General features: G+C 43.1%; 24 protein-coding genes. 12 read left to right on the forward strand and 12 right to left on the reverse strand.

Features of this window, described 5'->3' with window-relative positions; translation table 11 throughout:
• Positions 1-6 precede the first annotated feature (6 nt).
• From mngB to NSU11_RS01365, 4 genes are read right to left on the reverse strand one after another with little or no spacing between them, the layout of a single operon-like run.
• Positions 7-2,670 carry a mannosylglycerate hydrolase gene (gene mngB / locus NSU11_RS01350; RefSeq protein WP_149126043.1) on the reverse strand — a complete coding sequence of 888 codons (2,664 nt, stop codon included), beginning with the start codon at positions 2,668-2,670 and terminating at the stop codon, positions 7-9.
• A 28-nt stretch (positions 2,671-2,698) separates the two neighbouring features.
• Positions 2,699-3,817 (reverse strand): PTS fructose transporter subunit IIC, encoded by a 1,119-nt coding sequence (locus tag NSU11_RS01355; RefSeq protein ID WP_024424401.1) that lies wholly within the window; start codon positions 3,815-3,817, stop codon positions 2,699-2,701.
• Between the two features lie 35 nt (positions 3,818-3,852).
• Positions 3,853-4,182 (reverse strand): fructose PTS transporter subunit IIB, encoded by a 330-nt coding sequence (locus tag NSU11_RS01360; protein WP_024424400.1) that lies wholly within the window; start codon positions 4,180-4,182, stop codon positions 3,853-3,855.
• Positions 4,179-4,637, reverse strand: coding sequence for a PTS sugar transporter subunit IIA (locus tag NSU11_RS01365; protein WP_025092516.1), 459 nt, complete (start codon positions 4,635-4,637; stop codon positions 4,179-4,181). The genes NSU11_RS01360 and NSU11_RS01365 overlap by 4 nt, the downstream gene beginning before the upstream one ends.
• Before the next feature lie 242 nt (positions 4,638-4,879).
• Between NSU11_RS01365 and NSU11_RS01370 the strand changes: the two genes are divergently transcribed.
• Both NSU11_RS01370 and NSU11_RS01375 read left to right on the forward strand, forming a co-directional pair.
• Complete coding sequence (locus tag NSU11_RS01370; RefSeq protein WP_171463902.1) at positions 4,880-7,546, forward strand: S8 family peptidase; 2,667 nt, start codon at positions 4,880-4,882, stop codon at positions 7,544-7,546.
• 108 nt (positions 7,547-7,654) lie between these two features.
• The gene (locus NSU11_RS01375) at positions 7,655-8,137 is read left to right on the forward strand and encodes an Ig-like domain-containing protein (RefSeq protein WP_171463903.1); all 483 of its coding nucleotides are present in this window, start codon (positions 7,655-7,657) and stop codon (positions 8,135-8,137) included.
• A 469-nt stretch (positions 8,138-8,606) separates the two neighbouring features.
• Here the strand turns inward: NSU11_RS01375 and NSU11_RS01380 are convergent, their stop codons facing one another.
• The 3 genes from NSU11_RS01380 to mmuM form a co-directional block, all read right to left on the reverse strand.
• The gene (locus NSU11_RS01380) at positions 8,607-9,227 is read right to left on the reverse strand and encodes a hypothetical protein (RefSeq protein WP_171463904.1); all 621 of its coding nucleotides are present in this window, start codon (positions 9,225-9,227) and stop codon (positions 8,607-8,609) included.
• Positions 9,228-9,339: 112 nt separating this feature from the next.
• Entirely contained in the window at positions 9,340-10,743 is a 1,404-nt protein-coding gene (gene mmuP / locus NSU11_RS01385; protein WP_024424395.1) for an S-methylmethionine permease, read from the reverse strand.
• Between the two features lie 46 nt (positions 10,744-10,789).
• On the reverse strand, positions 10,790-11,728 hold the full coding sequence (gene mmuM / locus NSU11_RS01390) for a homocysteine S-methyltransferase (protein ID WP_342493755.1): 939 nt from the start codon (positions 11,726-11,728) through the stop codon (positions 10,790-10,792).
• A gap of 337 nt (positions 11,729-12,065) precedes the next feature.
• Between mmuM and NSU11_RS01395 the strand changes: the two genes are divergently transcribed.
• The 4 genes from NSU11_RS01395 to NSU11_RS01410 all read left to right on the forward strand — a co-directional run bounded on the left by NSU11_RS01395 (position 12,066) and on the right by NSU11_RS01410 (position 14,077).
• Positions 12,066-12,896: a YitT family protein gene (locus tag NSU11_RS01395; protein ID WP_024424393.1), complete on the forward strand. Its 831-nt coding sequence runs from the start codon at positions 12,066-12,068 to the stop codon at positions 12,894-12,896.
• Positions 12,897-13,012: 116 nt separating this feature from the next.
• Positions 13,013-13,330 (forward strand): PadR family transcriptional regulator, encoded by a 318-nt coding sequence (locus NSU11_RS01400; protein ID WP_024424392.1) that lies wholly within the window; start codon positions 13,013-13,015, stop codon positions 13,328-13,330.
• Positions 13,323-13,910 carry a DUF1700 domain-containing protein gene (locus NSU11_RS01405; RefSeq protein ID WP_024427430.1) on the forward strand — a complete coding sequence of 196 codons (588 nt, stop codon included), beginning with the start codon at positions 13,323-13,325 and terminating at the stop codon, positions 13,908-13,910. The genes NSU11_RS01400 and NSU11_RS01405 overlap by 8 nt, the downstream gene beginning before the upstream one ends.
• Positions 13,907-14,077, forward strand: a complete 171-nt coding sequence (locus tag NSU11_RS01410; RefSeq protein ID WP_167364606.1) for a hypothetical protein — start codon at positions 13,907-13,909, stop codon at positions 14,075-14,077. The genes NSU11_RS01405 and NSU11_RS01410 overlap by 4 nt, the downstream gene beginning before the upstream one ends.
• A 574-nt stretch (positions 14,078-14,651) precedes the next feature.
• Here the strand turns inward: NSU11_RS01410 and NSU11_RS01415 are convergent.
• From NSU11_RS01415 to NSU11_RS01425, 3 genes are all read right to left on the reverse strand, one after another.
• Positions 14,652-14,855: a hypothetical protein gene (locus NSU11_RS01415; protein ID WP_034283153.1), complete on the reverse strand. Its 204-nt coding sequence runs from the start codon at positions 14,853-14,855 to the stop codon at positions 14,652-14,654.
• A 16-nt stretch (positions 14,856-14,871) separates the two neighbouring features.
• Positions 14,872-15,564, reverse strand: a complete 693-nt coding sequence (locus NSU11_RS01420; RefSeq protein ID WP_213404971.1) for a hypothetical protein — start codon at positions 15,562-15,564, stop codon at positions 14,872-14,874.
• Positions 15,565-16,168: 604 nt separating this feature from the next.
• Positions 16,169-17,386 (reverse strand): multidrug effflux MFS transporter, encoded by a 1,218-nt coding sequence (locus NSU11_RS01425; RefSeq protein WP_149126040.1) that lies wholly within the window; start codon positions 17,384-17,386, stop codon positions 16,169-16,171.
• A gap of 213 nt (positions 17,387-17,599) precedes the next feature.
• Here NSU11_RS01425 and NSU11_RS01430 point away from each other — a divergent pair, with 213 nt between their 5' ends.
• A complete protein-coding gene (locus NSU11_RS01430) occupies positions 17,600-18,136 on the forward strand; it encodes a GNAT family N-acetyltransferase (RefSeq protein ID WP_149126039.1) in 537 nt (178 codons plus the stop codon).
• Between the two features lie 57 nt (positions 18,137-18,193).
• Here the strand turns inward: NSU11_RS01430 and NSU11_RS01435 are convergent, their stop codons facing one another.
• The gene (locus NSU11_RS01435) at positions 18,194-18,397 is read right to left on the reverse strand and encodes a hypothetical protein (protein ID WP_311164998.1); all 204 of its coding nucleotides are present in this window, start codon (positions 18,395-18,397) and stop codon (positions 18,194-18,196) included.
• A 111-nt stretch (positions 18,398-18,508) separates the two neighbouring features.
• On the opposite strand from NSU11_RS01435, the gene NSU11_RS01440 reads away from it, so the two are divergent.
• Entirely contained in the window at positions 18,509-19,048 is a 540-nt protein-coding gene (locus NSU11_RS01440) for a DUF402 domain-containing protein (RefSeq protein ID WP_311164999.1), read from the forward strand.
• Between the two features lie 39 nt (positions 19,049-19,087).
• Here NSU11_RS01440 and NSU11_RS01445 read toward each other — a convergent pair whose 3' ends face one another.
• The gene (locus NSU11_RS01445; RefSeq protein ID WP_056764956.1) at positions 19,088-20,701 is read right to left on the reverse strand and encodes a S8 family peptidase; all 1,614 of its coding nucleotides are present in this window, start codon (positions 20,699-20,701) and stop codon (positions 19,088-19,090) included.
• Between the two features lie 187 nt (positions 20,702-20,888).
• Between NSU11_RS01445 and NSU11_RS01450 the strand changes: the two genes are divergently transcribed.
• From NSU11_RS01450 to NSU11_RS01465, 4 genes are all read left to right on the forward strand, one after another.
• Positions 20,889-22,370, forward strand: a complete 1,482-nt coding sequence (locus NSU11_RS01450; RefSeq protein ID WP_024427425.1) for an amidase — start codon at positions 20,889-20,891, stop codon at positions 22,368-22,370.
• Positions 22,371-22,407: 37 nt separating this feature from the next.
• Positions 22,408-22,980, forward strand: coding sequence for a TetR/AcrR family transcriptional regulator (locus tag NSU11_RS01455; protein WP_024424384.1), 573 nt, complete (start codon positions 22,408-22,410; stop codon positions 22,978-22,980).
• A gap of 80 nt (positions 22,981-23,060) precedes the next feature.
• Entirely contained in the window at positions 23,061-24,083 is a 1,023-nt protein-coding gene (locus NSU11_RS01460; RefSeq protein WP_342493756.1) for a quercetin 2,3-dioxygenase, read from the forward strand.
• A 158-nt stretch (positions 24,084-24,241) separates the two neighbouring features.
• Entirely contained in the window at positions 24,242-25,375 is a 1,134-nt protein-coding gene (locus NSU11_RS01465) for a zinc-dependent alcohol dehydrogenase (RefSeq protein ID WP_024424382.1), read from the forward strand.
• Positions 25,376-25,511: the final 136 nt, after the last annotated feature.

The raw sequence follows: 25,511 nt of genomic DNA on the forward strand, positions 1-25,511 counted from the left end.
ACATGTTCATTTTTTCTTTACAATGTAGGTTTGTACCTGACAAGGTGTAAGCGGTTCAATGTGTAATGATCCATGTTGTGCTTTGAGTATATGTCCTTCAGGTGTTTCTCCTAAATTCGCTGTTTCTCCGTGTTGTAGAGATGAACTATTGATTGAAGCGGCTGTTTGACGCGTTAAATATGGATTGAAGAGACGAATGACAATGCCTGTTCCATGCTCTTCTTTTTTCAGAGCGCTTAGAATGGCTCCATCTGTCTCGATGTCAAGCAGGCTATAAGTAGATTGTAAGTCTTCTTTTTCATCTCGGAAAGAGAAAATTAAACGACCGTTTAAAAAGTCTGCCCGCTCGTAGCATTGAACAGGGGTGGTGTACCGTTTGGCAAGCTGTGCTAAGTGTCCCTCGCTGACTGCGTCCTTGCTATAGTGCATTCCAAATGAGAATGACAGTGCACCTTGCAGCTGAGCGTCAGGTGTATCAACAATTTTTTCCCCAGATGCGCGTCCTGGACGGTAAAGAAGGTTTTCTTTCCCCATTTTTCCGAAGCAGCGGAAGAGCGTATATGCAATCGTTGTATAGCCTTCTCCTGTGATCTGATATTCTCTCACGCAGTCGGTCAACAGAGCGGCACCATATGCTTCATCACGAAGTGCGACAAATGATTGCATCGGTTCAATGGTGATCGGTTTTTCTTCCCAATGTTCATTGTTCCACCATTCTAGCTCTTGCGTCAGCTCTGTTGGGCGTTCGATTGTACCAAACTGTTGATCGCTCAGTGATACGTTTGATGCGATGCCTGTATCAAAAAGAACGCGCAGGCGATGATCTAACGCATGGTTGTCCACATCTACATGAAAACGGATGACAGCATCGTCTTTGTTTAATGCTATCTTCGCTGTGATCGGAAGTGAAGTCGCAGCCAATTGCTTAGAGCGCTCCTCTAGGTCGTAAGGGACAGTGAGCTGAAGCTTGATGGTCAGCTCTTGCTGCAGGCCGCTTTTAGCCACTGAGATGTCTGCTGATGAAAGATCCTTGGATGACACATACAGGTCCTCACGAGGGGGTGAATAGTTGTAGGAATCCCCATCATCTCCGTTGTCTTCAAAGATCATTTGCTCAGAGAATGTCCGGCCAGTTTGTTTATCTGTGATGTCCAGTGATCCGTTGTCATTTGCCGCAATGCGGTAATACATATTTTCAATCACGCGTCCTTCAGTTTGTTCCCATGCCGATTCGCTTGATTCATCGAAGACCATGCTGACCTGTGTATAACCAACTGACGGTAAGTCGAGGGCTTCAATCAGCAGCACAGCTTTCCATACTTGCTTTGGCATGTACACTTCTTTACTTGGGTTAAGAGAAATTTGCTGTGCCAGCACATAATCTGTGACATCGGTTTTGCTTTTCACTGTGTACTGAAGCGTTCTTCCATTAGCATCCTTTAACGTAAATGGACGTTCCGTGATAAAGGTTTCGACTTCAATGACTTCAGAACGCTTTGAAGGCAGGGTATTGAACACGGTGAATGTGATTTCTTGCTCTGTTTGCAGTCGAATAGCGATGAGACGCATGTGCAAGTCCACAAGATTCTCAGCGATTTCCTTTGCCTGTTTGTAGCGGAAGAAGACGTCTTGATTTGTCGTGTCGCTATTACAGCCGCCAATGCTGTCATGTGCTGCATTTTCAAACATGAGGTACCAAATATCTCGAACCGTATCATGCGGATAGTCGTGTCCGAGAGAATAGCTGATCGTTAGGATGGGCTCCATCACATTCACGAGATAGTTTTCAATTTGATTGTTTAAGATTTTTAAATCCGCTCGTGTTGAAAAAATAGATTTATGAATCCGCATATGCTTCGCATGAATGAGCTCTCCGTGTAATGTCTCAAAAGATGTCCGCTCTTTTTTCACGGCTGCAATATAATCTTCTAAACTGCTGATTTCATAGTGATGCTCGTCAAGTTCATTGGCCTTTTCTAATAAATCAGGCAGGTTTTTGCGAATCGGTGCTTGGTCAAAACCATTCGGGAAATAGACATTCTTTGTGGTGGCCTTTGCTTGCAGCGCACCGATTTTTTCAGATAAAAAGGCTTGTAAGTCATCATCCTTCTCAGGGATATTACCACCGTAGTAGTAGCCAAATGGCAGATTCACAGCAAAGACTTCACTGCCGTCAGCACCGCGCCAATTGAATTCAGTATGGTTCGTCATATGGTCAGAAACGCCGCGCCAAAATGCTGTATCGACAATACCGAAGCCGCGATAAATTTGAGGCATTTGTGCGGATTGACCGAAGGAGTCAGGGACATAGCCGACTTTCATCACGTGGCCGAACTGCTGACAGCGTTCAATCCCATATTGCAGGTTCCGCACAATCGATTCACCTGAAATGACGAGCTGGTCGGTTTGGGTATACCATGGGCCGATGATGAGACGTTTCGCTGTGACAAGCTTTTTGATTCGATTCTCATCCTCTGGCCGCCATTTCAGATAATCATCTAATAAGGAAGCCTGGGCATCGAGCATGAAGTAATGGAACCTTTCATCTGTTTCAAGGGTATCTAAGATGTCCATTACGCTTTTCATTAAGTAAATACGGGAGCGGGAGGTGGTGAAATACCATTCCCGGTCCCAGTGAGTATGTGGAATCACATGTACATTGACAGTCATTGATCAACGACACCTTTCTTCGTTCAAATTATCCTTCTAGCACAAGGTCAAAATCGTCTTCTTCTTTCTGCTTCTGATCATGTTCCGGCGTTTTTGGCTCTTTTTTCTCAGAGAAATTCACAAGTAGGTTGGCGCCAATACCGATGACGAGTGCGCCAGTTAGAGCTCCAATTAAATAAGCCCACCAGTTTCCGACTGAGAAGAAGCCGTATAGCCCGCCAATTGGCGGCATGATGTCATGAACTCCTAATAATGCAGCGACCCCGCTTCCAACAGCACATGCGACAACATTGAGCGGAATCAATTTCAAAGGATTGACGAGGGTAAAAGGGATCGCCCCTTCCGTAATACCGATAATGCCCATGACAAGGCCGCCACGTCCGGCTTCTCTAAAGGTTGGGGAGAAGTTGCGTTTTCGAATCAATGTCGCAAGCCCGTATCCAAGCGGTGGAATGACAATCGCAATATTGACGAGAATGGCAGGGAGGTAGACACCTGATAGAAAGAGGGCGTTACCAGCCATCCACGCTGATTTATTCACCGGTCCGCCAAGATCGAAGCCAATCATCGCACCTAAAATGAGAGCGAGTGCGAGTGTGCTTGTTCCATCAGCGACCATACCTTTGATCCATTCAATTAATGCCGTGTTCAAAGCGCCTAATGGGCCGCCCAGAAGAACTGACATAAGAAGTCCGGTTAAGCCAACAGTAATAAGCGGCAGGATGAGCAGAGGGACGAGCCCAGCTGCAGAGCCTTGAATTTGAATTTTTCTTTTCACAAAAAGAGCCACATATCCTGCGAAGAAGCCTGCAATGACGGCACCAATAAAACCAGCATTGGTTGAGCTGGCGAGAGCACCGCCGATAAAACCGGCTGCAAGACCTGATTTATCCGCAATGGAATAGGCGATAAATCCAGCAAGCAGAACGTTCATTAAGCCAATACCTGTCCAGCCGACCTGCTCCATTAAATAGGCACCGTGCAGTATGCCGCCAGCATCCTTATAGGTGTTTAAATCTGAAACACCAAACCCTAACCCGACCAGTTTTGCTAAACCAACGATAAGTGAAGCACCGATGATTACAGGAAGAATATAAGAAATACCGGTCATGAGATGGCCTTCAATGACTTTTAATTTTGCTTTCATTTTCTTTGCTCCTTTCTATATGGCATTGCTCATGTTTATTGAGATTCAGACTTTTTCTTTTCAACAAGTGCTACAGCTTTAGTGATAATTTGCTCGGCATTTTTTAGGGCACGTCCGATTTCGACACGTACAGTGGGAATGCCTGAGAAGCGTTCCGCATCGTTGATATGCTGATTTGAGGCAATGATGCAGAGGTCTGCCTGCTGTGCTTCCTCTGCTGTAATGCCGTTCACCTGTCCCATAATCCCCTGCTGTTCGATTTTGATCTCGTGTCCGAGCTGTTTACCTGCATTTTCTAACGCTTTGGCTGCCATTGGAGTATGAGCTAACCCTGCTGGACATGAAGTGACACCGACAATTTTCATTGTGTAATCCCCTCTTTCAATTGTTGTTCAATGACTTCGTAATAGTAATCAGCTGTTTGACCTGGTTGAATCTTTTCGATAAAAGCAGGTTCCATTAGACTGGTCGCAATACCTGACAGTAATTTCAGATGTGTGACATTTGCTTCTTCTAGTGGAACGAGCAGTGTAAATAAATAGCTTGTGGGCAAATCGTCGAAGCTTCCCCATTCAATGGGTTGTTCAAGTTCTAAAAAAAGAAGTGAAGCCGTTTGTACAGCGGAGCTTTTTGTATGTGGAATGGCAAAGCCTTGCTGAAGTCCTGTTGAGACTTCGTCTTCGCGTGTCAACAAATCTGCTAATAGCCCCGCCTGATTGTTTGTAATCTGAAGGTCTTCAGCTTTCTCGGAAATGTATTGTAAAATCTCATTCTTTGATCGTCCGTTTACTTGTGTGAAAACATGATCTTTTTGGAACAAGCTGATCCCTTCTCTCTTGTTTGTTAAGCGCTTACAATTTGATTGTAATGTACTTTTCAGCATGGTTAAATAGCATCATTTTCCGTTTGAAATGGCAAAAAGTTTATGAAGCTATCCGTCTTGCTGACTGAATATCTCAAATCCTAGCTTAAAACGAGTTTAATTATGTAAAAAACAGATTCTACTATATGTGTTTCTGTGATATTCTTCCAAGGTATCATAAAAGATAAGGGGGTCTTTTCATGTTCAAAAAGCAGGTCAAATCCTGTGTGATCGTACTCATGGCCATCATTCTATGTATGGCAGCATTACCTGGATACGAGGCAGCAGCTGCCAGTCATGGAACAAGTGTCAATGAAGCCATTGGGTTAAAAAATGGTGAAGTCATCTCAGGTACATTACAGAATGAAAAGGAAGAGTCATGGTATGAAATCACGCCATCTGCACAAGAGGTGGCAAAACATACACACATGCAAATTTCTGTGAAAAGTAAACAAGTGCTGTCCGTATCGGTCTATCCAAGCAAGGACAGAGCGATGAAGGATGACACATATTCAAGATATCGCGTGGACACAGCGAGCGGAGAGACAGAGATCAACTTCCCGCATGCATGGTCAGGTCCCTATTATGTCAAAGTGCTCTATTTAGGGTCAGAGGAAGACAGCCGTGATGAGGAAGAGGATGCGGCATATACAATTGGATATAAAGGAGCTAATCTTCCGCCTTCTGAACCTGTTTTTCCTGAAGAAGATGAGCCTGAAATCATCATTATTGAGAAAAAGTACGGGCGTGAAATTCTTCATTCGATTCGTACAATCGAAGATAAACGATTCAATGAAACGGCAGAAGGCCGGAAGCTTTCGCGTCTGCTCCAAAAGACAAAGCCGTTTCTCAAATCGAAGCTCATCAAACATCAAAAAGAGCAGCAAAAGGTATACAACCATCTGCTCACATTAAAAACACTGCTAAGTGACGTAGAGAAAAATGGTGCATTTAGTGGTCATATCGTAACAGAAAAAGAACAACAGGCGATCGGCTCCCTTTTTGATATGCTCAAAGAAGCAAGTCCGGCATATTTAAAAAAGGAATTAGAAGCTGTCAGTCAAAAAATTGGGATCGATCAGCTTGAAGGAAAATCAGTAGGTTATGTATTAGAGAAACAAAAGCTTGTAAAAGAAGAGAAGGTTAAAACGAATAAGATCATTTTTAAATTAAAGGATGGCCAAACACTTCAATCTGCGAAAAAGAAAATGAAAAGCTACGGCATCCAAGAAAACCGTGTGACATCACAGTCAGTTAGTCCTTTATTCAAAGGAATGTATGTCTATGATGTGCCAGCAGGGCAAGAATCAGCTGGAAAGACACTAAAAGCAGGCAAAGCGGTCATCAAAAGCACGGCAAGAAAGCTTTCCAGCATGCCGAATGTTGAATTTGCAGAGCCTGTTCAAACCTATCGTGCGCTAAGCAACGACGCGCAGTATGGTTATCAGTGGCCGCTGAAAAACAGTGCGCAAAACAGCGGAAAAAAAGGCGCTGACGTCAAATTTGAACAAATGAATACACTGATTGGCACAAGCAAAATGAAGCAAACATTAATTGCTGTTGTGGATACAGGTGTAGACAGCCGTTTGACAGATTTAAACGGGACTGTTCGTACAGACTTAGGTGCGAATCTCATTGGACGAAACAAAGATGCGATTGATGACAATGGACACGGTACGCATGTGGCAGGCATCATTGCCGCAAAATCCGATAATCATTACTCAATGGCAGGTCTCAATCAACATACGGGCATCATTCCGGTGAAGGTGCTGGATGCCTATGGCTTTGGCGATACAGAGCATATTGCGCTTGGAATCAAGCATGCAGTGGACAAAGGCGCAAAGGTCATCAACATGAGCCTTGGCGGCTACTACAGCAGAGTGATTGAATATGCCATGAATTATGCTGCTCAAAGAAATGTACTAGTCGTCGTGGCAAGTGGAAATGATGGCGTACCAGAAATGGGCTACCCTGCGACATCAAAATACGCAATGGCGGTTGGTGCAAGCAACCGTATGGATATTGCCGCTGAGTTCTCAAGCTATGGCAAAGGACTGAGCATGTCAGCCCCAGGGTCGGATATTCCGAGCCTCATGCCTGATGGGAATGTCTCATACCTTAGCGGGACATCAATGGCGACACCATATGTAGCAGCAGCAGCAGGGTTACTGCTTTCTAAAAATCCATCCTTAAAGCCAAATCAAGTGAGAAATCTTTTGCAAAGTACAGCAGATGACATCTCATTTAAATCTATTGATGGAAAAGACGACGTTTTCTATGATGAAAACGAGGAGCCAATTGTCGATCCGAAAATCCCAGGAATTGATTGGATGACAGGACATGGTAGACTGAATGCATTTGCTGCATTAAGTGCTGTCGAATTGAATGCATCAGTGAACAAAGTGGAAGATCAGCATCAAAAGGTGACAGGTAAAGCAAAAGCCGGTGCTGCTATTGCTGTGTATAGAGGCAAAACGCTGCTTGGAAAAGGTACAGCAGGCAAAAAAGGAACCTTTAGTGTGAAGATTAAGCATCAGAACAAAAACAAGGTCCTTCACATTAAAATGTCAAAAGGAAAGGCCGCTACGACGCTCAAAACCGTCGTGAAAAAAGGCAAAGCACCAGCTAAGCCGAAAGTTAGCAAAGTAACAGTCAAAAGTAAAGCCGTCAAAGGGACTGCGGGTGCAGGCTTGACCATTAAAGTGAAAAACAAATCAAAGAAAGTCATCAAAACAGTCAAAACCAATAGCAAGGGTGCATTTACTGCCCAAATAAAACCACAGAAAGCCAAAACGGTTTTATATGTGACCGCATCAGATGTGAGAAAAAGAGAAAGCAAAGCGGTAAAAGTGGTTGTGAAAAAATAAAAAAAGGACTTCCCTTTCTAAAAAAAGGGAAGTTTTTTTGTTTTTAACTGGAAAAATACCAATTAATGTCGATAGTAAAATAGTAGGAAAAAAAAGGAGGATTTATCGATGAAAAAAATCATGTTTGCTTTCGTTCTATCATTGCTTCTCGTATTCCCAAGCTTTGCACATGCTGAAGAAACAGGTGCAGTACCAGCATCCGTACAAGTAACAAGTGTCACAGCAGCCGATAGTGGAATAGTGAATTACGGCTATGGCAGTAAATATCGCGTGGGTTCTTATTATCCAGCTACGTTTAAAGGGACACTAAAAGATGCAAGCGGAAACCTCATGCCTAATCAGCCGATCAAGCTTTATTTTGAAGCAGCCATCAAATCATATGCTCAAACAGCGACAGGCTCAACAGATGAGAATGGACAGTTTTCACTGACGTTTCAAGTTCCTGCAGGTGCAGGCTACCAATCATACAATAATGCAGGCTGGTCAACACATTACTACGATATCGTTCCAGTGACGTTCACGTCAAACGACATCAAACTATCTTCAAATGTCACAAGTGTGTACCATTTGGCATATACATCACGTTACTAATCTCATAGAAAAAAAGGATGTCATCAGGTGACATCCTTCAGCGTGTAGACAAACCCTCGCATTCTGTGTCAGGTCTGCGCTCCGGTACTCACGAATGTCAAATTCGCTCCGTTCCAGTGCTCGTCCTTCCTAGACTGCAAAGGTTTTCTATCACGCTGAAAAAAAAACAAAGGGCTAAAATGAAAATCATTTTAGCCCTTTGTTTTTGTTAGCAAACCTGCTGGGCGGCAACCGAAAGAGTCGATAAACAAACACTCATCAGCCGTTATTCCCAGATTCGATCGAGCGTTTAACTTTTAATCTTGAGTTTTGATGGATAAGAACTTTCACACTTGAACTTTGATCCTTGAACGTTCAGCTTTGAGCTTTTATCAAGGATCATCCTAAGATGATCATCAGATGAGGAGGGAATGACCTTTCCCTCGGAGGTGTTTAGTTCTATCGATTTTCGGCTCACTAACAAAATCAATTAATCGATCTGTATTTTCGTTAGTGTATTGCTTTCAGACAAGGAAAAATCAACTTCCATTTGAAAATCTTCAATTTCTTTCGAAAGCTGTTCAATTTTCACTCGAAGGCGAAGCGGATCGATGATCACCGCCTCATTTTCAGCTAGAAAAGACTTCACAATCTCTTGGTTAGCAGCCGCTTGTGTCTTTCCATCTTTTCCAAACAAGGTCTCTAAATGCTGATCAAGTCTCTTTTTCACATCTTCATTCGTTTGTTCAGCTTTGTCGACCAGCTCTTTGTACACCTGTTTCATTTTCCGTAAATAACGAATATCGTAGTCTATCGACGTCTTACGTTCAATCGCTTCTGCCACCGTCATACGGACACCCGCCACATCAATCATTGTGGTCGCATTCGATACAACGATGGCCGATTTGATGGCATTTCGGCGTTTGATTAAAGCTTGAATCGATTGATCATCAGCCTTCGCCTTTTTTTCAACTTCTTCTTGATTCTGAAATCCGTGCTGTATATGTTTCCCGATCATCAATCCACCAAGTACGGCGTCATCAACAATTCGGTTGATCCTTTTATCTAACATTTTCAGTTCACTTAATGCTCTTGTAATGGTCATTTCCATATTCACGACAACTCCCTTGGTTCATCCTGAAAATCATAGATTCCTATCATATACCAAAGTGTGCTTCTTTTACTAGCGATATCCTTTTTTGTCAATGAAAAAAACCTGATTTTTATACACCAGGTTTTTCTCGTTTTTTCTGAATCCAAGCTGTCACGTAATAGGCAGCATAGCAGAGCGCAATGAAAGGAATGCCGCAGATGAGGGCAATCCGCTGATTTGGATCAAAGGCAATGCCGATGACAGATGCAAGACATAGGAGGAAGGCTGCAATCGGAACTACTGGATAGAGCGGTGTTCGAAAGGATAAATCATGAAGCTGTCCGCCTTCCTGTAAAAATCTTTTCCGAAACATAAACTGTGAGGCAGCAATCCCCATCCATACAACCACAACAGCCAGTCCAGAGATTGATACAAGGACAAGGTATACTGTTTCTGGTGCGATCACGCTCGATAGCAAAGAAAGAATACCACCGATCATACTTAAAATGAGTGCATTCAAAGGAATGCCTTTTGACGTCAGCTTCGCCAGTTTTTTAGGAAGTGTCCGTTCCTCAGAAAGCGACCAAAGCATACGAGATGATGCGTATAATCCTGAGTTTGCGGCAGATAAGATCGCGGTCAGGATGACAAAATTCATGAAATCTGCGGCATAAGGAATCCCGATACGGTCAAATACCACGACAAATGGGCTTTTGATCACCCCGGCTTCTTCTACTGGAATCAAGCCAGCCAACACAACGATCGTTCCAACGAAAAACAGGACGAGACGCAGGACGGTTGTGCGAATTGCTCTTGGAATGGTCTCGTCAGGATTGACGCTTTCACCCGCAGCAATCCCAATCAACTCTGTACCTGAAAAAGCAAAATTGACAGCAAGCATCGTCATTAAAATCGGTAAAAAGCCGTTTGGGAAAAGTCCGCCTTCGCCAGTGAAGTTAGAAAAGAACGGAGCGGCCTCACCGCCTTTTAATGGGATCAAACCAAACATTGCAGCTCCGCCAAGAATAATAAAGAGAATAATAGCCATCACTTTAATACTGGAAAACCAAAACTCTGATTCTGCAAAAAACTTGACTGTAAATGCATTCAGTAAAAAGATGAGAAGAGCAAAAATGCCACTCCACATCCAAACCGAAGTGTCTGGAAACCAGCGCTGCATTAATAGTCCTGCCGCTGTAAATTCCGAACCGAGTGCCACTGTCCACGTCAGCCAGTATAGCCAAGCGACCGTATAGCCTGTACCAGGTCCAATATATTTTGTTGCATACGTATGAAAAGCCCCTGTGACCGGCATTGCGACAGACAGCTCGCCTAAACAAAGCATCACGAGGTAGACAATTAAAGCCCCGACAAGATAGGCAAGAATGGTCCCCGCAGGTCCGGCCTGATTGATGGTATACCCAGAGCTTAAAAAGAGCCCTGTTCCAATGACGCCGCCAAGAGAAAGCATGAACAGGTGCCGGCTCGTCATTTTTCGTTGATATTGTTGTGACTGATCTTTTGCTTGTTCCATGTCTTCCCGCCCTTTTGCTTAAAAGTATGTGTGATGATTCATGATGCTATGATGTGGTTCTTTTTAAGATGTCATTGATATCTTCTGGAGTCGTGCGGCAGCAGCCGCCGATGATATGCGCGCCGTCTTTGTACCATTGATGCGCACATTCCCCAAAAGTAAGATGAGACGTATCTCCGCTCCATACCTTTTCTTCAGGATCATATATTTCACCTGAGTTTGGATAAACCACAATCGGTTTGCTCGTTCCCTTTTTCATCTCTTGAATAAGAGAAGTAATAAATTGCGGCGGCGTACAGTTCACGCCGACGGCAGCGATTTGTTCATAAGGCTCAAGCGCCTGTACACATTCTCGTATGGAATCACCTTCACTAATGTGCAGGCCATCCTTTGCGCTGAATGTGATCCAAGCAGATGTCCCGCTGAATTCATCTTGCAGCAGCTTTGCAATGGCAGTTGCTTCAATCAGACAAGGAATCGTTTCGCAGGCAAGAATATCTGCACCCGCTTCTACTAATGCCTGAATTCTTGGCCTGTGAAAATCAATGAGAGCCTGCTCTGAGAGTCCGTAATTTCCTTTATATTCTGAACCATCAGACAAATAAGCGCCGAATGGCCCCACAGATCCAGCGACAAATGGTTTTGTCCGTCCTTCACGACGCGCTTCATCCTGCCAAAAAAGATCGCGTGCCTCTTTCGCTAAAGTGACAGAGCATTTCATGAGTTCAATCGCTTCTTCTTTTGTATAGCCTTTTTCAGCAAAGCCTTCAATCGTTGTTTGGTAGCTGGCGGTTGTTGCGCAGTCAGCACCTGCTTGGAAGTAGTCCAAGTGTACTTGCTGAATCAATTGTGGCTGTTCAATAAGTATTTTGGCTGACCATAAACGATCGTTTAAGTTACAGCCCTTTCGTTCAAGCTCTGTTGCTAATGCACCGTCTAAAATCAAAGGTGCGTGAGCCTGTAAACGGCTTTGAATAGGATTCATGGAATCAAACAGCCTCCTTTTTAGATCGGAAATGATGGATATGATATGAGGCAGTAGTTTAAATGACTAAAGTGTTTTTGTCAAGGAGAGGAAAAAGCATCGTAGGGCGGAAAAACCCAGAAAACATGCGGGTTTTGATGCATAAAAATGCAGTCAAAATAATAGAAAACCAAGTCATTGACAGCCTCTAAAAAGAGATATATATTATGGAAAGATTGATTTCAGAAAGCTTCATCAAAAGGCACGCCGTCTTTTGATTTTTATGTTGTCCAACGACTGTCTTCTTTCGTGCAGAAAGAGGGTTTTTTATATGCTTAAAAAAGGAGGAAAGAAGAAATTGAAAAAATGTGTAAAAGATATAGCGATGATTCTAGTTGGTTCTTTTTTATTTGCCGCAGCAGTGAACATGTTTGTCATTCCGCTTGAATTTGGTGAAGGCGGTGTCACGGGGCTGTCCATCATTTTTTATTATTTGTTTGAAATAGCACCGTGGCTGACGAACCTTGTGTTGAATGCGATCTTATTACTTGTGGGATATAAATACTTGGACAAAAAGACCACGATTTATACGGTGGTTGCCGTTGCAAGTAACTCCCTATTTTTACACCTGACCACAACATGGGTCGTGAATGTACACGAATTGATCATTGGAGCGATTTTTGCAGGAATTATCATCGGAATTGGGATTGGTCTTGTGCTCAGAGCCGGTGGAACAACGGCGGGTTCTGCCATTCTCGGAAGAATTGCCAACAAGTATTTAGACTGGAACGTGAGCTATGCCATCTTGTTCTTTGATCTGATCGTTGTATTTGCTTCCTATTTTATTATTGGTGCGGAAAAATTAATGTTTACCATTGTGATGCTGTACGTGGCGACAAAGGTGATGGACTTTGTGATAGAAGGACTTAACACGAAAAAGGCAGTGACGATTATTTCTTCATGCAAAGATGATATTGCGGAAGAAATCAATCACACCCTGGACCGAGGCGTAACGATTTTAAACGGACGCGGTCATTATTCAAAGGAATCGAAGGAAATTCTGTACGCGGTCATTCAAAAGCAGGAGCTCATGCGCCTTAAGAAAATTATTAAGAAAATAGATCGAGACGCATTCGTTGTTGTCCATGACGTACGCGATGTGTTCGGAGAAGGATTTGTAAATATATAAAAATGAAAAGTAGACAAAGAGCTAAAAGACCCTAAAACGGGTCTTTTTTTATTCTCTATACCTCTTGTCACACAATACTATGTAATGTATAGTATAAAGAGTTAGGAGTTGTAAACATGAATGCACAATTAAAAAAAGGATTACTGGAATTTTGTGTACTGGCGGTATTAAAGAAAGGCGATTCCTATGGTTATCAAATCATTAAAGATATGTCCCATTGTATTGAGATTTCAGAATCGACATTGTATCCGATTTTAAAGCGTTTAGAGCAAAACAATTATGTGGAGACCTATTCCCAGGAACATAACAGTCGATTAAGAAAATACTACCGCATGACAGAAAGCGGGCGGGAGCATATGGCGCAGTTTTTAGAGGAATGGGATCAGGTGATGGCGATTTACGACTTTATTTCTGGAGGACAGGGCAATGAATAAAAAAGAATTTTTGAGCAGCCTAAAGAAGCATCTGCATCTTCTAGGCGACAAAGATAGTGATCGGTTTATCGAATACTACGATGAAATGATTGAGGATTATCAGGAAGATGGCTACAGTGAACAGGAAGCGGTTCATCAAGTCGGGCAGCCTGCTATGATCGCTGAAGGAATTATGAAGGAACAAGGAATCAAAACCGTTCAGGTGCCGACGTTTGGAGAAAAAGCCACAAGACTCTCCATTCTCATTTTAGGTTTTCCGTTATGGGGCAGTATTCTAGCAACAGTCTTCCTGCTGATTCTTTCTGTGTATATGGTGATTTGGTGCATTCCACTCGTGACAGGTGCATTGACGCTTACTGGTCTGCTCGGCGGTTTTTGGAGTATCATTGGTTCTCCATTTATTTTTCAGGACGGTTTGCATGTGGTGGTGACGCAGGTTGGTGTTGGTATTCTTCTATTAGGTGTCGGATTATTAAGCGGCATAGCCACGGCGTATTTGACTAAGCTATTTGTGCAAATGACTATTCAAACCACTAAGGCATTCATGGGAATGTTTAAAAAGAAGGTCGTGAGAGTATGAACGTGAATGATTTAAAAAAGCAATGCATCAAATGGGGGATCATCTTCACCGTTGCCGGAGGAATTGTCATGACAATTGGTTTTGGACTATCAGGCTTTGATTTAGATGCATATCACAACAATGACCAGAGCAACGTGTTCCGCACCATCAATTGGAGCAAGCCATAATAAATGAAAAACCCGATTATGCGGGTCTCAGCGTGTAGACAAACTCTGGCAAGATTGCCAATACATTTAAGGTGAACAAATCTGTGTTCATGATGGATCTTGTAAAGTGAAATTATAGAATATGAAGACAACAAAAAAGAGCTTGCATAAGCTCTTTTTTATTTTGCCTTCTTAATAATTTTATTTTTTTTAGAAAGTGCAACAAGTGCTGCTGCCTGTTTTTTGGTCATGGATTTTTCGGTTTGTTTGGCCATTGTCTTCAATCCTCTCTTCAGATGTTTCTTGTTACTCATCCTTTCCAAATATTCTTTGTTCTTGGACAAATGCTTTAATATGACCATTTGACCCGGTGACCCTGATATAAGAAAGCAAAAAACTTTAAAAGAGAAGGGGGAGGTAGGATAATGTGTTACCGTTGAATGATCCCTCTGGTGTCTTTTTTATTGTAAAAATGTTATTGAAATACAGGTCCCTGTACAATACCTGAATTCAATTGAAACTAAACAGCCAGTCATCGAAAGATTTTCGACAACTGGCTGTTTTTATAAAGGTATATTTATCCCTTAGAGAGGATTTACTTTTTATCACTTAAGTGATTCAAACGTTTTCGAAGAACTAGGGATGAGACAGTGAAAACTGTGAATGCGCCAGCTGAACCAGCAGCAAACATCAGCACAAAGTTTTCGTTTGGGTCTTTGAATAACAAAGAGACCGAGAGAACTAAAGCCGCACCACTAATTCCTAATCCTAATATTGACATCGCTAATAATTTATTCATAGAAACACCCTCAGACTCACAATTTGAAACAAGCAACTACTGCACCCATCCCACCAGCTCCAAGAACTGCATATGCGCCAATACATGCTGCACATATTGGAGCAGTAACCGGCGTTGGAGCTGCACATGAACCAGCACAACCAACCGCAATTAAATAAGCCGCACCACTACCAATTCCAAGCACTGATGCAATGCAAGCTGCTTTTGCTTTTACGCCCTGTGTTTGAATTTCAGGAGGATTTTCTGCAAGTAATTCTTCATCTGACATATAAGATAGCTCGGTATCAACTGACTTTACAAGAGAACCATCCACATAAGTCTCAACCTTGAAATTACCCTTGTCATTCTTTGTCACCAACATTTCATTTGCCTGTAAGACGGTATGATCCTCATCAATGAAAAGAGTGATATTACTAGGAAGGCTATAATCTCCATTTATAGGAACTGTAACAGCTGTAACGCCACCACCCACTTTATAAACACTGGATTTTTTCAATCCGTATGTATCTACAGGTGCTATAGCTTTAACTTCCCCGTTCTCTATAGCATCAAGCGCTATATTGACCATTTCAGCGGCAGCATCTCCCTTGATTGGAACAATTGAAGAATCACCTTCTTTCGCAGAAACCCCTGCAGTTGAAGAAAAACTAAAACAAATCAGGGAAAAAATCAATATTAATTGCAAGAATGATTTTTTTTTCTTAGACATAAAAATTTCCTCCTATTTAATATTTTTGTTGCATTTAACTATTTATATGTAAATATTACATTTACCTTCCTTATTTGGTATTTTTGCAAAAATGAGTAATAACACCTAATTATTGTCCGTACAATCGACATTATTAATAGTTTTTGCTTTTAAGAGAATAATTCTAAATCACTAGTAAAAGGTGTAGAGGTCACAAAAATGATTCAGAAGAGTTGTGGAAAGAGAAAAGAGCGCTGTAAAAAAAGACATGTTTATGAAGTACTTAGACATGTTAGGGTGTATCGATAAATACCATGATATTTCTTTAAAGAGAAGTAAAAGGAGACTTTTAAACTTCACAGCTGCAAAATGGAGATCAAAACTCGCTATATTCTTTCTTCAGACGCAATTTTAAATTGCGACCTAAATTAGAGAGATAGCTATTGATTTGTCAGTAGAAACTCAGTATCCGTATATGATATATGGTGTTTCGCATTCTTTGTCAGTTCTGCGCTCCGATGCTTGTCCTTCCTAGGGCTGCAAAGGTTTTCTATCACACTGAAAAAAAGACAAAGAGCTAAAATCAAGATCATTTTAGCCCTTTGTCAACAGTCTTTAAACCCGCTTATGCGGGTCTTTTTTTCGCCCGGGCCACAAAGAAGAAATAACAGCAAAGTGCGCCTAGATCACAAAGCATGATGATCAGACCCATTGGAAAGGCTGTTTGGCTTCCGGCTAGTCCGACAAGAGGTGTCATGCAAGCGCCTAGCAGCATTTGCGCAACACCGATCAGTGCAGCTGCACTTCCTGCATGCGCTCCGTGATGCTGCATCGCAAGAGACGGCGCAGAGGTGCCGACAATTCCAACACTTGAGACAACAAAAAACAGCGGAATCAGAATGCCGTACAATCCTGCATCAATCGAGATCATCAAAAATAAAGTGACTCCGCCTAATGCAGCTGTCAGCAATCCAATGCGAAGGACTTTCTCTTCGCCGATTTTCGCAGCGACTCGGGCAAATACTTGTCCAGCCGTGATGATTCCAAGACTATTTACCGCAAAGGCCGCACTAAATCCTTGTGGAGAAAGGTTGAAAATTTCCTGAAGCACAAACGGTGAACCAGAAATATAGGCAAACATCGCTGCGAATACAAGACCTTGTGAGAGAGCATATCCAACAAAGAGACGATCACTGGCTAAAATTTTCATCGCGCCTGCAATCTGTTGAAAGCCCCCCGTCTGTCTACGCTCTGCGGGTAAGCTTTCTTGCAGTGAAAAAATCGATCTCAGCAGCATCAATGCCCCGAGAATTCCGAGTAGGACAAATACACCCTGCCATGTCGTGAAGCGTAAAATCTGTCCGCCTGCAATAGGCGCGGCTGCCGGAGCAACCCCATTGACTAACATCAGCAGTGCAAAGAATTTCGTCATTTCTGATCCTTCATAATGATCTCGGACAATGGCTCGTGCAATGACAATGCCAGCTGAACCAGCAAGTCCTTGAATCAATCTAAGAAGAATGAACGTCCAAATCGATGTGACCACTGTACAAAGAAGGGATGCCGCAATAAAGATGATCAACCCAACCATCAGCGGCTTTCTTCTGCCGATCGTATCGCTGATCGGACCTGCAATCAGCTGGCCAAGCGCCAGTCCGATGAGACAAGCCATCAGACTTAATTGAGACAACGCCGTGCTCGCCTCAAAATCACGAGCAATATGAGGCAAAGCAGGTAAATACATATCCATTGCCAGCGGAGCAAGGGCTGTTAAAGATCCGAGCAATGCGGCTAGGAGAAATCGACTTTTTTTCGATTCTTGGGGATAAGATAAAGAACTCATATGATGACAACACTCCTCGTATACTTCCTCAACACAGCATAATGAATCAAGCGTTCCTTTTCAATGAAAAATTTTCAAAGATGATTCCGTGCAAAATGATTGATCTTTCGAATGAGACTCTTTACATTGAATGAGTAGAGAAAAGAGTAAGGTGATCGCATGCAGTGATTGTATGATGCGTATACCCACTAATAGAGAGCAGGAGGTGCTGACATGAAGCAGCAAGAGCTGATCATTCGTCAAGCAGTCAAAGAAGATCATGAGGCCATCACACGCGTGCTGATCAAATCCTATGCACAGTATGAACCTCAATTTACAGAGGAAGGCTGGCAAAATTATTCTGCCGCGCTTGCAGCAGCTGTAGATAATCCGAACATGGAGCTGATGCTTGTGGCGGAACTTGACGGCAAGATCGTGGGGACGCTTCAAATGTTCCGGTCATCAGAGCAAGCGTATGACAAACCTGAAATGGGCATTACATCAGCCATCGTCCGGTTTTTAGGAGTAGATCCCGATGTGAGGGGAAAAGGGATTGCTGAGTCATTGTTGCGTAAAAGTATTGAACTGACGCAATCATGGGGCGAAAATGTCCTGTATCTTCATACATCTGATAAAATGCAGGCTGCCATTCGCCTATATGAAAGAATGGGCTTTGAGCGTGCGCTTGATAAAGAATTTGTGAACCAAAATGGGACACATGTCAAGAGCTATCAATATGTGATCAAGAAAGAACAGCCGGCAGGTTCATAGTATAACGTGTAATCAAGGAAGAGCTTACCTCCATGGACAGCTCTTCCTTTTTTCAATTTACGCCCACAGTGCCAGCGCCCAATAGGATACCACCCACGAGATGAAACCTAACATGACAAAGAATTTTAACATGCGCTCGTAAGGAGACAGCTTTCGTTCTTTCTTCGTTTTCACCAGCTGCCAATAAAGGACATAGCCGCAAATCATGAGGATGATTTGTCCAATTTGTGTAAAGTTTTCAAGAATCGTGATTCCGTTCATTTATTTCACCTCATCATAGGTCTTCCATAAGTAAATGAGGCGATCCTTTATTTCTTCAGAAAAAATCGGTGTATACTGGAAAGAAACGAGATGTTTAGAGGGAGTTGTGACATGTTGTTTTCGCTGCATGCGGATCGTTGGGATAAAGTCATCGAGAGAAAAATCAAATACGATCAAAAAGTTGTGGAACATACCTGTCAGCTGTTAGACGCACAGGGACAGCAGGCTGTGCTGTTTCACAAGATTGAAGAACCGTTTACGATGAGGGCAGGTGAGGGTGCTCTAACCATTCCAAAAGGGAGCTATACGACCGCCTATTATTGGAAGGATCGTCCTTATAACATATATTTCTGGAGAGATGATCAAGGGAAGGAACTAGGATCTTATTTTAATATTGTGGGAGATACACAGTTCAACGGCCAGCTGGTCATGTTTGAAGACCTCATTATTGATCTTCTCGTTCTTCCGAATGGTGATGTCTTTGTGCTGGATGAAGATGAATTGCCGGAGAGTTTAGCGGATTTTGAACACGGTACAGTGCGGCGGGCATTAGAGAGCGTGACGGCTTCGTTAGAAAGCATTCTCGGTCAAGTGAGGGCAGATGCCGAAGGGAAATATCATCACAGCTTGTTTGAGCCAATGTTGAAATAGAAAAAAACGATTCCTCGCTGAAAGGAATCGTTTTTTCTGTTAAACCTTAATACGGTTTAATCGTTTTTGTAAATTGGTTTTTGTTTTGGAGGCTTTTAGCTGTTTGACAGCGCTTTGAGCCGCTGCTTTTGTTTTCTTTGTTCGTTTGGCTTCCGCTTTTTTGACCTTTTGTTTAGCGTCCGTCACTTTCTTTTGATAAGCGACTTGTTTTTTGACCTTGTCGAGCCGGTTTTGCAGGCTTGTTTTTTCTTTGCCTTTATTTAGTTTTTTGATGGCCGTTTGAGCACTTTTTATAGCGCCCTGTGTTTTGTTTTTTTCGGCTGTTTTGACCTTTGCACGTGCCGAGCGGATATCAATGGCTGCTTGGACTTTCTTCACCCGTTCTGTGAGTGCTGTTTTTTGCTTGCTTGCAGTGAGCCGGCCAATTCTCGTTTTGGCTTGATTGACATCTGCCTGCTTTTTAGATGTTTCGGCTGTTTTGACAGCACTGGCCGCAGCCTTTAAAAAGGTGGATTGCGGCACATATTGCACGCGGCCATAGCCGAATTGCGGATCCTTCCCTTTTGCGCCAAGATCCACTGTATAGCTGCGCAATAAAGTGCGAAGCTGTGCATTTGTTTTCTTCGGATGAAGCTGCTTTAACAGGGCCAGCATTCCTGTGACATGCGGTGCAGCTTGTGATGTCCCCGTTGCATACCAATATTCATTTTTTAAATAAGTGCTGATAACGTTCTCGCCAGGGGCAGAAAATTCAATCCCTTTTCCTGTATTCGAGATAGACGCGAGTTTATCTTTGGAAGTTGTTGCAGAAACGGCAATGACACTATTGTAAGCAGCAGGGTAGCTAATATAATTCTTTTTCCCATCATTTCCGCTTGCAGCAACCACGAGCAGGCCCTTTTTATAGGCTTCATCTACTGCTGAACGCAAGATGGGGATATTGTCTTCAAAGCCTAAACTTAAATTAATAATGTCCATCTTGTTGGTAATCGCCCAATCGATGCCTCGAAGCAGACTATACAGGTCGCCTTCTCCCTTTTTATCTAACACTTTCACAGCATACAGCTTCACACCGGAAGCGACGCCGACTGTTCCATAATCGTTATTAAGCGCACCAATCGTGCCGGCGACATGTGTGCCATGTCCTTCATCATCTTTATAAGAGGATGTGTAGTTCACGAATGATTTACCGCCGGATACCTTTAAATCCTCGTGTGGGAAAATACCAGTATCTAAAACGGCTACTTTTACATTTTTACCAGTGACGCCTTCTTTTATTGCTTGCTTTATATTTAGTTTTTGCAGATTGTAAGATTTTTGTACCAATGCATCTTGATTAGTAGCAGCGGCTGTTTTCTTCACAGTAGAAGCCGCGAGTTTGACCTTTACGTTTTTTGAGACGTAAGCGATGTTTGGGTCTTTTTTGAGTGAGGTGACCGCTTGTTCATCTGCTGTCACAGCGACAGCGGGAAGATGTATGTACTGTGCGTTTACTTTCTCACTTTCCTCAATAGCTGTTTGTTTTCCTTTTTGATTTTTATAGACGATGATGACATCTGTTTCTTTTGGCGGTGCAGCTGCCTGCGAATGGAAGGGCAAAGCAGTTGTCAACGCAAGAAGAAACGCAATGACGATAAGTAATTTCTTTTTCAATGCGTGGCTCCTCTCATCCGATGACCTCGGTCTTTTTTTCTCTATTATATCGGAGAAAGCAGAGGGATGGGATAGTAGAATTGTCGTCTTGTTCAGAAAGTTATTTTTACAAGTAACCTGAAATTGAAATTCATAGAATTCTAGTAGACAATAGAGACATCATGATAAGAGAAAGAAGGACATGCTGATGAACGTAAAAGAGTATATGACGTATGATGCGACTGGCTTGGCAGCACTTGTGCGAAATAAGCAGGTAACGCCCGAGGAGCTTATGCAGGCGGCATTTGATAGATTGAATGAGGTCAATCCAGAACTAAACGCTGTGATACGGACGAGACAAGAACAAGTTTTAAAAGACATCAAGGAGTTACATGAGTATCAGCCATTTGCGGGCGTTCCGTTTGTGCTGAAAAATATATCACAAGGGATAAAAAATGAACCGCTGACAGCAGGAGCTTTGCTGTTAAAGGATGTAAAAGCAAATTCGGATTCGCACTTTGTTGATCGGTTGAAGCAGGCTGGTTTTCTCATGATCGGACATACAAATACACCGGAATTCGGTTTAAGAAATGTGACGGAGCCTGCGTTACATGGTCCAACGAGAAATCCTTGGAATACGGACTATTCTCCGGGCGGCTCAAGCGGCGGGACAGCAGCAGCTGTTGCAAGCGGCATTGTACCTGCTGGCGGAGCAAGTGATGGCGGTGGTTCCATCCGGATTCCAGCATCCTTTACCGGTTTGTTCGGCCTTAAGCCTACGCGGGGAAGAACGCCGGTAGGCCCAGGCGCAGGAAGGCAGTGGCAAGGGGCTTCCATTGACTTTACACTCACAAAAACAGTGCGGGACAGTGCAGCCCTTCTTGATCTTCTTCAAGTCATTCAGCCTGAAGCTGCTTTCCAAACCCCATTATACGATGGCAGTTACCAAGAGGATCTGGTGAAACGTACATCTTCTATGCGAATTGCTTACAGCGTAGAATCTCCAGTTGGTACGAAGGTCAGTGAGGAGGCGAAGCAGGCGGTTCAGCAAACAGTGAAATGGCTGAGTGAGCAAGGCCATCAAGTAGAAGAAGCCAAGCCGGAAATTGATGGGATTCATCTCATGCAGCAATATTACGTGATGAACAGCGGAGAAATGTCTGCGTTATTCACTTCCTTGGCTCGTTCGTTAGGGCGTCCAGTAAAGCCGGAGGAAACGGACATCGTGGCATGGGTGCTGGCGGAGGCTGGCAAGAATGTGACCGCTGCTGCTTATACAGAAAGTCTTGATGCGTGGGATCGGGCTGCTGCACAAATGGCGTCATTTCATCAAACCTACGATCTCTATGTGACACCAGCTACTGCCTATTCAGCTCCAAAGGTAGGTGAGCTTATGCATTCAGATCAGGAAACAGCCGCACTTTTACGTGTGTCATCTCTTTCCATGCAAGCACAGCAAGATCTTATTTATGACATGTTCCTTAAGAGCTTGACCTACACCCCATTTACACAGCTTGCCAACTTAACAGGTCAGCCATCAATGAGTGTTCCTGTTCATCTGACTAGCGCGGGCTTGCCTTTAGGGGTACAAGTGACAGCACCTAAAGGAAAAGAGGACTGGCTGCTCAGGCTTGCGGCAGAAATGGAGACATCTTCGATTTGGAAAGGAACTAGTCAATTAAATCGATAACGCATGATAAGCGACTTTGGTCTATGGAGGGAAAAGAGTGTCACACGTGAGTACGAAGGATAAAATCATTCAAACGGCAGCACTTCTTTTACGTAAACAGGGATACCATGCGACAGGATTGAATCAAATTATCAGAGAGAGCGGCACACCTAAAGGCTCTCTTTATTATTACTTTCCAAATGGAAAAGAAGAGCTGGCCATTGCATCTGTTGAATACATTAGTCAAAAGGTCATCAATCAAATTGAAGAAGGCTTTGCCTATTCGGATGACCCATATATCGCCATCGATCGTTTTATGACAAAGATCATTCGAGGATTTATGGAGAAAGAAAGTGAAAGAGGGATTCCAATTGTCTTGCTTGCGGCAGAGTCCAAGCCTGAAAACGCGCAGCTTCATGCTGCATGCAAACAAGAAATGATCCGCTGGCAGGAGCTTGTAAAAGAAAAGCTAATGAACAGCGGGTATGAAGAAAACAAAGCGGATGAGCTGGCTTCTCTCCTTCACTCAATGGTCATCGGGGGTTTATCGATGACCACTGCACTCAAACAAACGACCCCTTTAGAACACGTAAAAAGTTACCTTAGACACTTATTTATGCGAGAAGAGTAAAATCTCTCGCATATTGTCTATCTATTATATCAATTGGTCTATATAATATAGATAGTCAATTTGTCATGAGGAGTGATGGGATGTCGGAGCAACCGCAATCGATGAAGCAATCCGAAGGTACCTCTTTTTATACCGTGTCTGGTTCCGGAAAGCTGTATGGGCTGGAGAATCAGCTTGTTCATATGCTGGCAGAAGCAAATCAAACGAATCAGCTGTTTGAGCTTGCCTTAATCACAGGTGGGAAAGGAGCATATTTCCCGCTGCACTGTCATGAGCACTTATTTGAAACCATTTTTGTGCTGGAAGGAAAGCTTGAAGTGATGCTGGACGGTAAAAAATACATGGTCACAGCCTTTGATTATATTCATATCCCGCCCAAAACGATTCATGGCTACAGAATGCATAGTCATAAAACAAGATTTATTTCATATACGCTGGGCGGAAAAATGACAGATGTCTATCAGCAAATTGGGAAAAGGCTTTTTCAGAATGAATGGTCTATGACTCATCATGCTTTCGATGCAGCCAGTTTTCAGCAGGCTGAAAAAGAAAGCGATATCATCCTGATGCATGGAATCAGAGAACTGTCTAATACAACGAGGCCCTCCGTTTTATTTCATAGTCAGCTCCCTCACGAGGTACAGCCTTATGTATTAGAGGCTGGTGAAGGGAAGCAATACATCATTGATGGTCAGATTCATGAGCTGATTGCAACAGTAGAAACAACAGGAGGCGGATTCAGTTATTTTGTGGTTGAAGGAGCGAAGGAGAAATATTTCCCGCCGCATTATCATCAAGTTCATACAGAAGCAATCTATTGTGTTGAAGGGAAGATGAACCTTCATTTGAACGGAGAGGATATTTGCTTGATGCCGGGTGACTTTGCCTATATCCCGCCGGATACGATCCACTCTTATGAATTTGTGTCTCATTCAAATAAAATGTTGGTTTTGCTGCTTCCAGGAGAAATTGAGCAGGTGTATGAGCAGTTTGAAGAATCTCCAAGCCCAAGTATATGCCCCTATTTTATTCAAGAAGGGAATTTCATGTTCAATCGGGAGACTTCAACTCAATATGATTTGTTTTTTGTCGAAAAGGAATAAGTGTGTAACGCGTTACACGACATCATGAGTCTGTCGAAACAATCGACAGGCTTTTTTTGTTTTTTGCCTCCTCCACATAAATTTCTCATTTGATGAATGAACCATTCATTCAAGGTGAAGCTATGTAAAGATGACTTGAGCTAAAGGAGGAAATCCATGTGAGAGCTGTTACTTATCAAGGGAAAAATAGCATTGCAGTGAAGAAAGTAGATGCACCGTCGATTCAAGATCGGGAAGATGTGATCATACGTATTACATCAACAGCAATTTGTGGATCAGATTTACATTTGTATCAGGGGAATTTCCCCCTTCCAATCGGCTATGTGATTGGGCATGAACCAATGGGGATTGTGGAGGAAGTTGGCCCGGATGTCACAGCCGTAAAAAAGGGAGACCGTGTCGTCATTCCATTTACAGTTGCATGTGGTAAATGCCAATATTGCGATCATCACTTAGAAAGCCAATGTGACAACTCAAACCCGCACTACGATTCGGGTGGACTTTTTGGCTATAGTGAGAAATATGGGAATTACCCCGGAGGACAGGCAGAGTATTTACGCGTACCTTTTGGCAACTATACACCGTTTAAGATTCCAGAGGATTGTGAGCTGGAGGATGAACAATTGCTGTTCTTATCAGATGTCCTGCCAACCGCCTATTGGAGTGTAGAGCACGCAGGTGTGAAAAAAGGCGATACGGTCATTGTGCTAGGCTGCGGACCTGTTGGGTTAATGGCGCAGCAATTTGCTTGGCAAAAAGGAGCAGAACGTGTGATTGCCGTCGATTACATTGATTACCGCCTGCGGCATGCAAAACGAATGAGCGGCGTTGAAGTCTTTGACTTTACAGAAGATCCCGACATGGGAGAAACGTTAAAGGAGCTTACCAAGGGCGGGGCCGATGTTGTGATTGATTGTGTGGGAATGGACGGGAAGAAGTCGCCGCTTGAAAAAATTGAGCAAAAGCTCAAACTCCAAGGCGGAACGATTGGACCCATTCAAATTGCCACAAAAGCCGTTCGCAAATGTGGAACAGTGCAGATGACGGGTGTGTACGGCGGCCTGTACAACATGTTTCCATTAGGCGCTTTTTTCGCAAGAAACGTCACCCTGAAAATGGGCCAAGCCCCGGCGAGAGGATACATGTCAAAGCTCTATCAAAAAGTGACAAGCGGTGAAATTGATCCTAGAGCCATTATCACTCACAAATTACCATTAGATGAAGCTGCACATGCGTACCACATCTTCAATGACAAACAGGATGATTGTATAAAGGTCGTTTTAAAGCCATAAAAAGAAGGCTTAGGAGTATTCCTAAGCCTCAGCGTGTAGACAAACCCTCGCATTCGGTGTCAGGTCTGCGTGCCGGTGCTCACGAATGTTTAATTCGCTCCGCTCCAGTACTCGTCCTTCCTAGGGCTGCAAAGGT

Origin of the sequence: Bacillus sp. FSL R5-0712, from assembly GCF_038593285.1 — a bacterium.
GTDB lineage: Bacteria > Bacillota > Bacilli > Bacillales > Bacillaceae > Bacillus > Bacillus safensis.

Excerpts from the sequence above, each read along its gene's own strand:
- mngB (WP_149126043.1), bottom strand. The coding sequence starts at position 2,670 with ATGACTGTCAATGTACATGTGATTCCACATACTCACTGGGACCGGGAA.
- NSU11_RS01355 (WP_024424401.1), bottom strand. The coding sequence starts at position 3,817 with ATGAAAGCAAAATTAAAAGTCATTGAAGGCCATCTCATGACCGGTATT.
- NSU11_RS01360 (WP_024424400.1), bottom strand. The coding sequence starts at position 4,182 with ATGAAAATTGTCGGTGTCACTTCATGTCCAGCAGGGTTAGCTCATACT.
- NSU11_RS01370 (WP_171463902.1), top strand. The coding sequence starts at position 4,880 with ATGTTCAAAAAGCAGGTCAAATCCTGTGTGATCGTACTCATGGCCATC.
- NSU11_RS01375 (WP_171463903.1), top strand. The coding sequence starts at position 7,655 with ATGAAAAAAATCATGTTTGCTTTCGTTCTATCATTGCTTCTCGTATTC.
- NSU11_RS01380 (WP_171463904.1), bottom strand. The coding sequence starts at position 9,227 with ATGGAAATGACCATTACAAGAGCATTAAGTGAACTGAAAATGTTAGAT.
- mmuP (WP_024424395.1), bottom strand. The coding sequence starts at position 10,743 with ATGGAACAAGCAAAAGATCAGTCACAACAATATCAACGAAAAATGACG.
- mmuM (WP_342493755.1), bottom strand. The coding sequence starts at position 11,728 with ATGAATCCTATTCAAAGCCGTTTACAGGCTCACGCACCTTTGATTTTA.
- NSU11_RS01400 (WP_024424392.1), top strand. The coding sequence starts at position 13,013 with ATGAATGCACAATTAAAAAAAGGATTACTGGAATTTTGTGTACTGGCG.
- NSU11_RS01405 (WP_024427430.1), top strand. The coding sequence starts at position 13,323 with ATGAATAAAAAAGAATTTTTGAGCAGCCTAAAGAAGCATCTGCATCTT.
- NSU11_RS01410 (WP_167364606.1), top strand. The coding sequence starts at position 13,907 with ATGAACGTGAATGATTTAAAAAAGCAATGCATCAAATGGGGGATCATC.
- NSU11_RS01415 (WP_034283153.1), bottom strand. The coding sequence starts at position 14,855 with ATGAATAAATTATTAGCGATGTCAATATTAGGATTAGGAATTAGTGGT.
- NSU11_RS01420 (WP_213404971.1), bottom strand. The coding sequence starts at position 15,564 with ATGTCTAAGAAAAAAAAATCATTCTTGCAATTAATATTGATTTTTTCC.
- NSU11_RS01425 (WP_149126040.1), bottom strand. The coding sequence starts at position 17,386 with ATGAGTTCTTTATCTTATCCCCAAGAATCGAAAAAAAGTCGATTTCTC.
- NSU11_RS01430 (WP_149126039.1), top strand. The coding sequence starts at position 17,600 with ATGAAGCAGCAAGAGCTGATCATTCGTCAAGCAGTCAAAGAAGATCAT.
- NSU11_RS01435 (WP_311164998.1), bottom strand. The coding sequence starts at position 18,397 with ATGAACGGAATCACGATTCTTGAAAACTTTACACAAATTGGACAAATC.
- NSU11_RS01440 (WP_311164999.1), top strand. The coding sequence starts at position 18,509 with ATGTTGTTTTCGCTGCATGCGGATCGTTGGGATAAAGTCATCGAGAGA.
- NSU11_RS01450 (WP_024427425.1), top strand. The coding sequence starts at position 20,889 with ATGAACGTAAAAGAGTATATGACGTATGATGCGACTGGCTTGGCAGCA.
- NSU11_RS01460 (WP_342493756.1), top strand. The coding sequence starts at position 23,061 with ATGTCGGAGCAACCGCAATCGATGAAGCAATCCGAAGGTACCTCTTTT.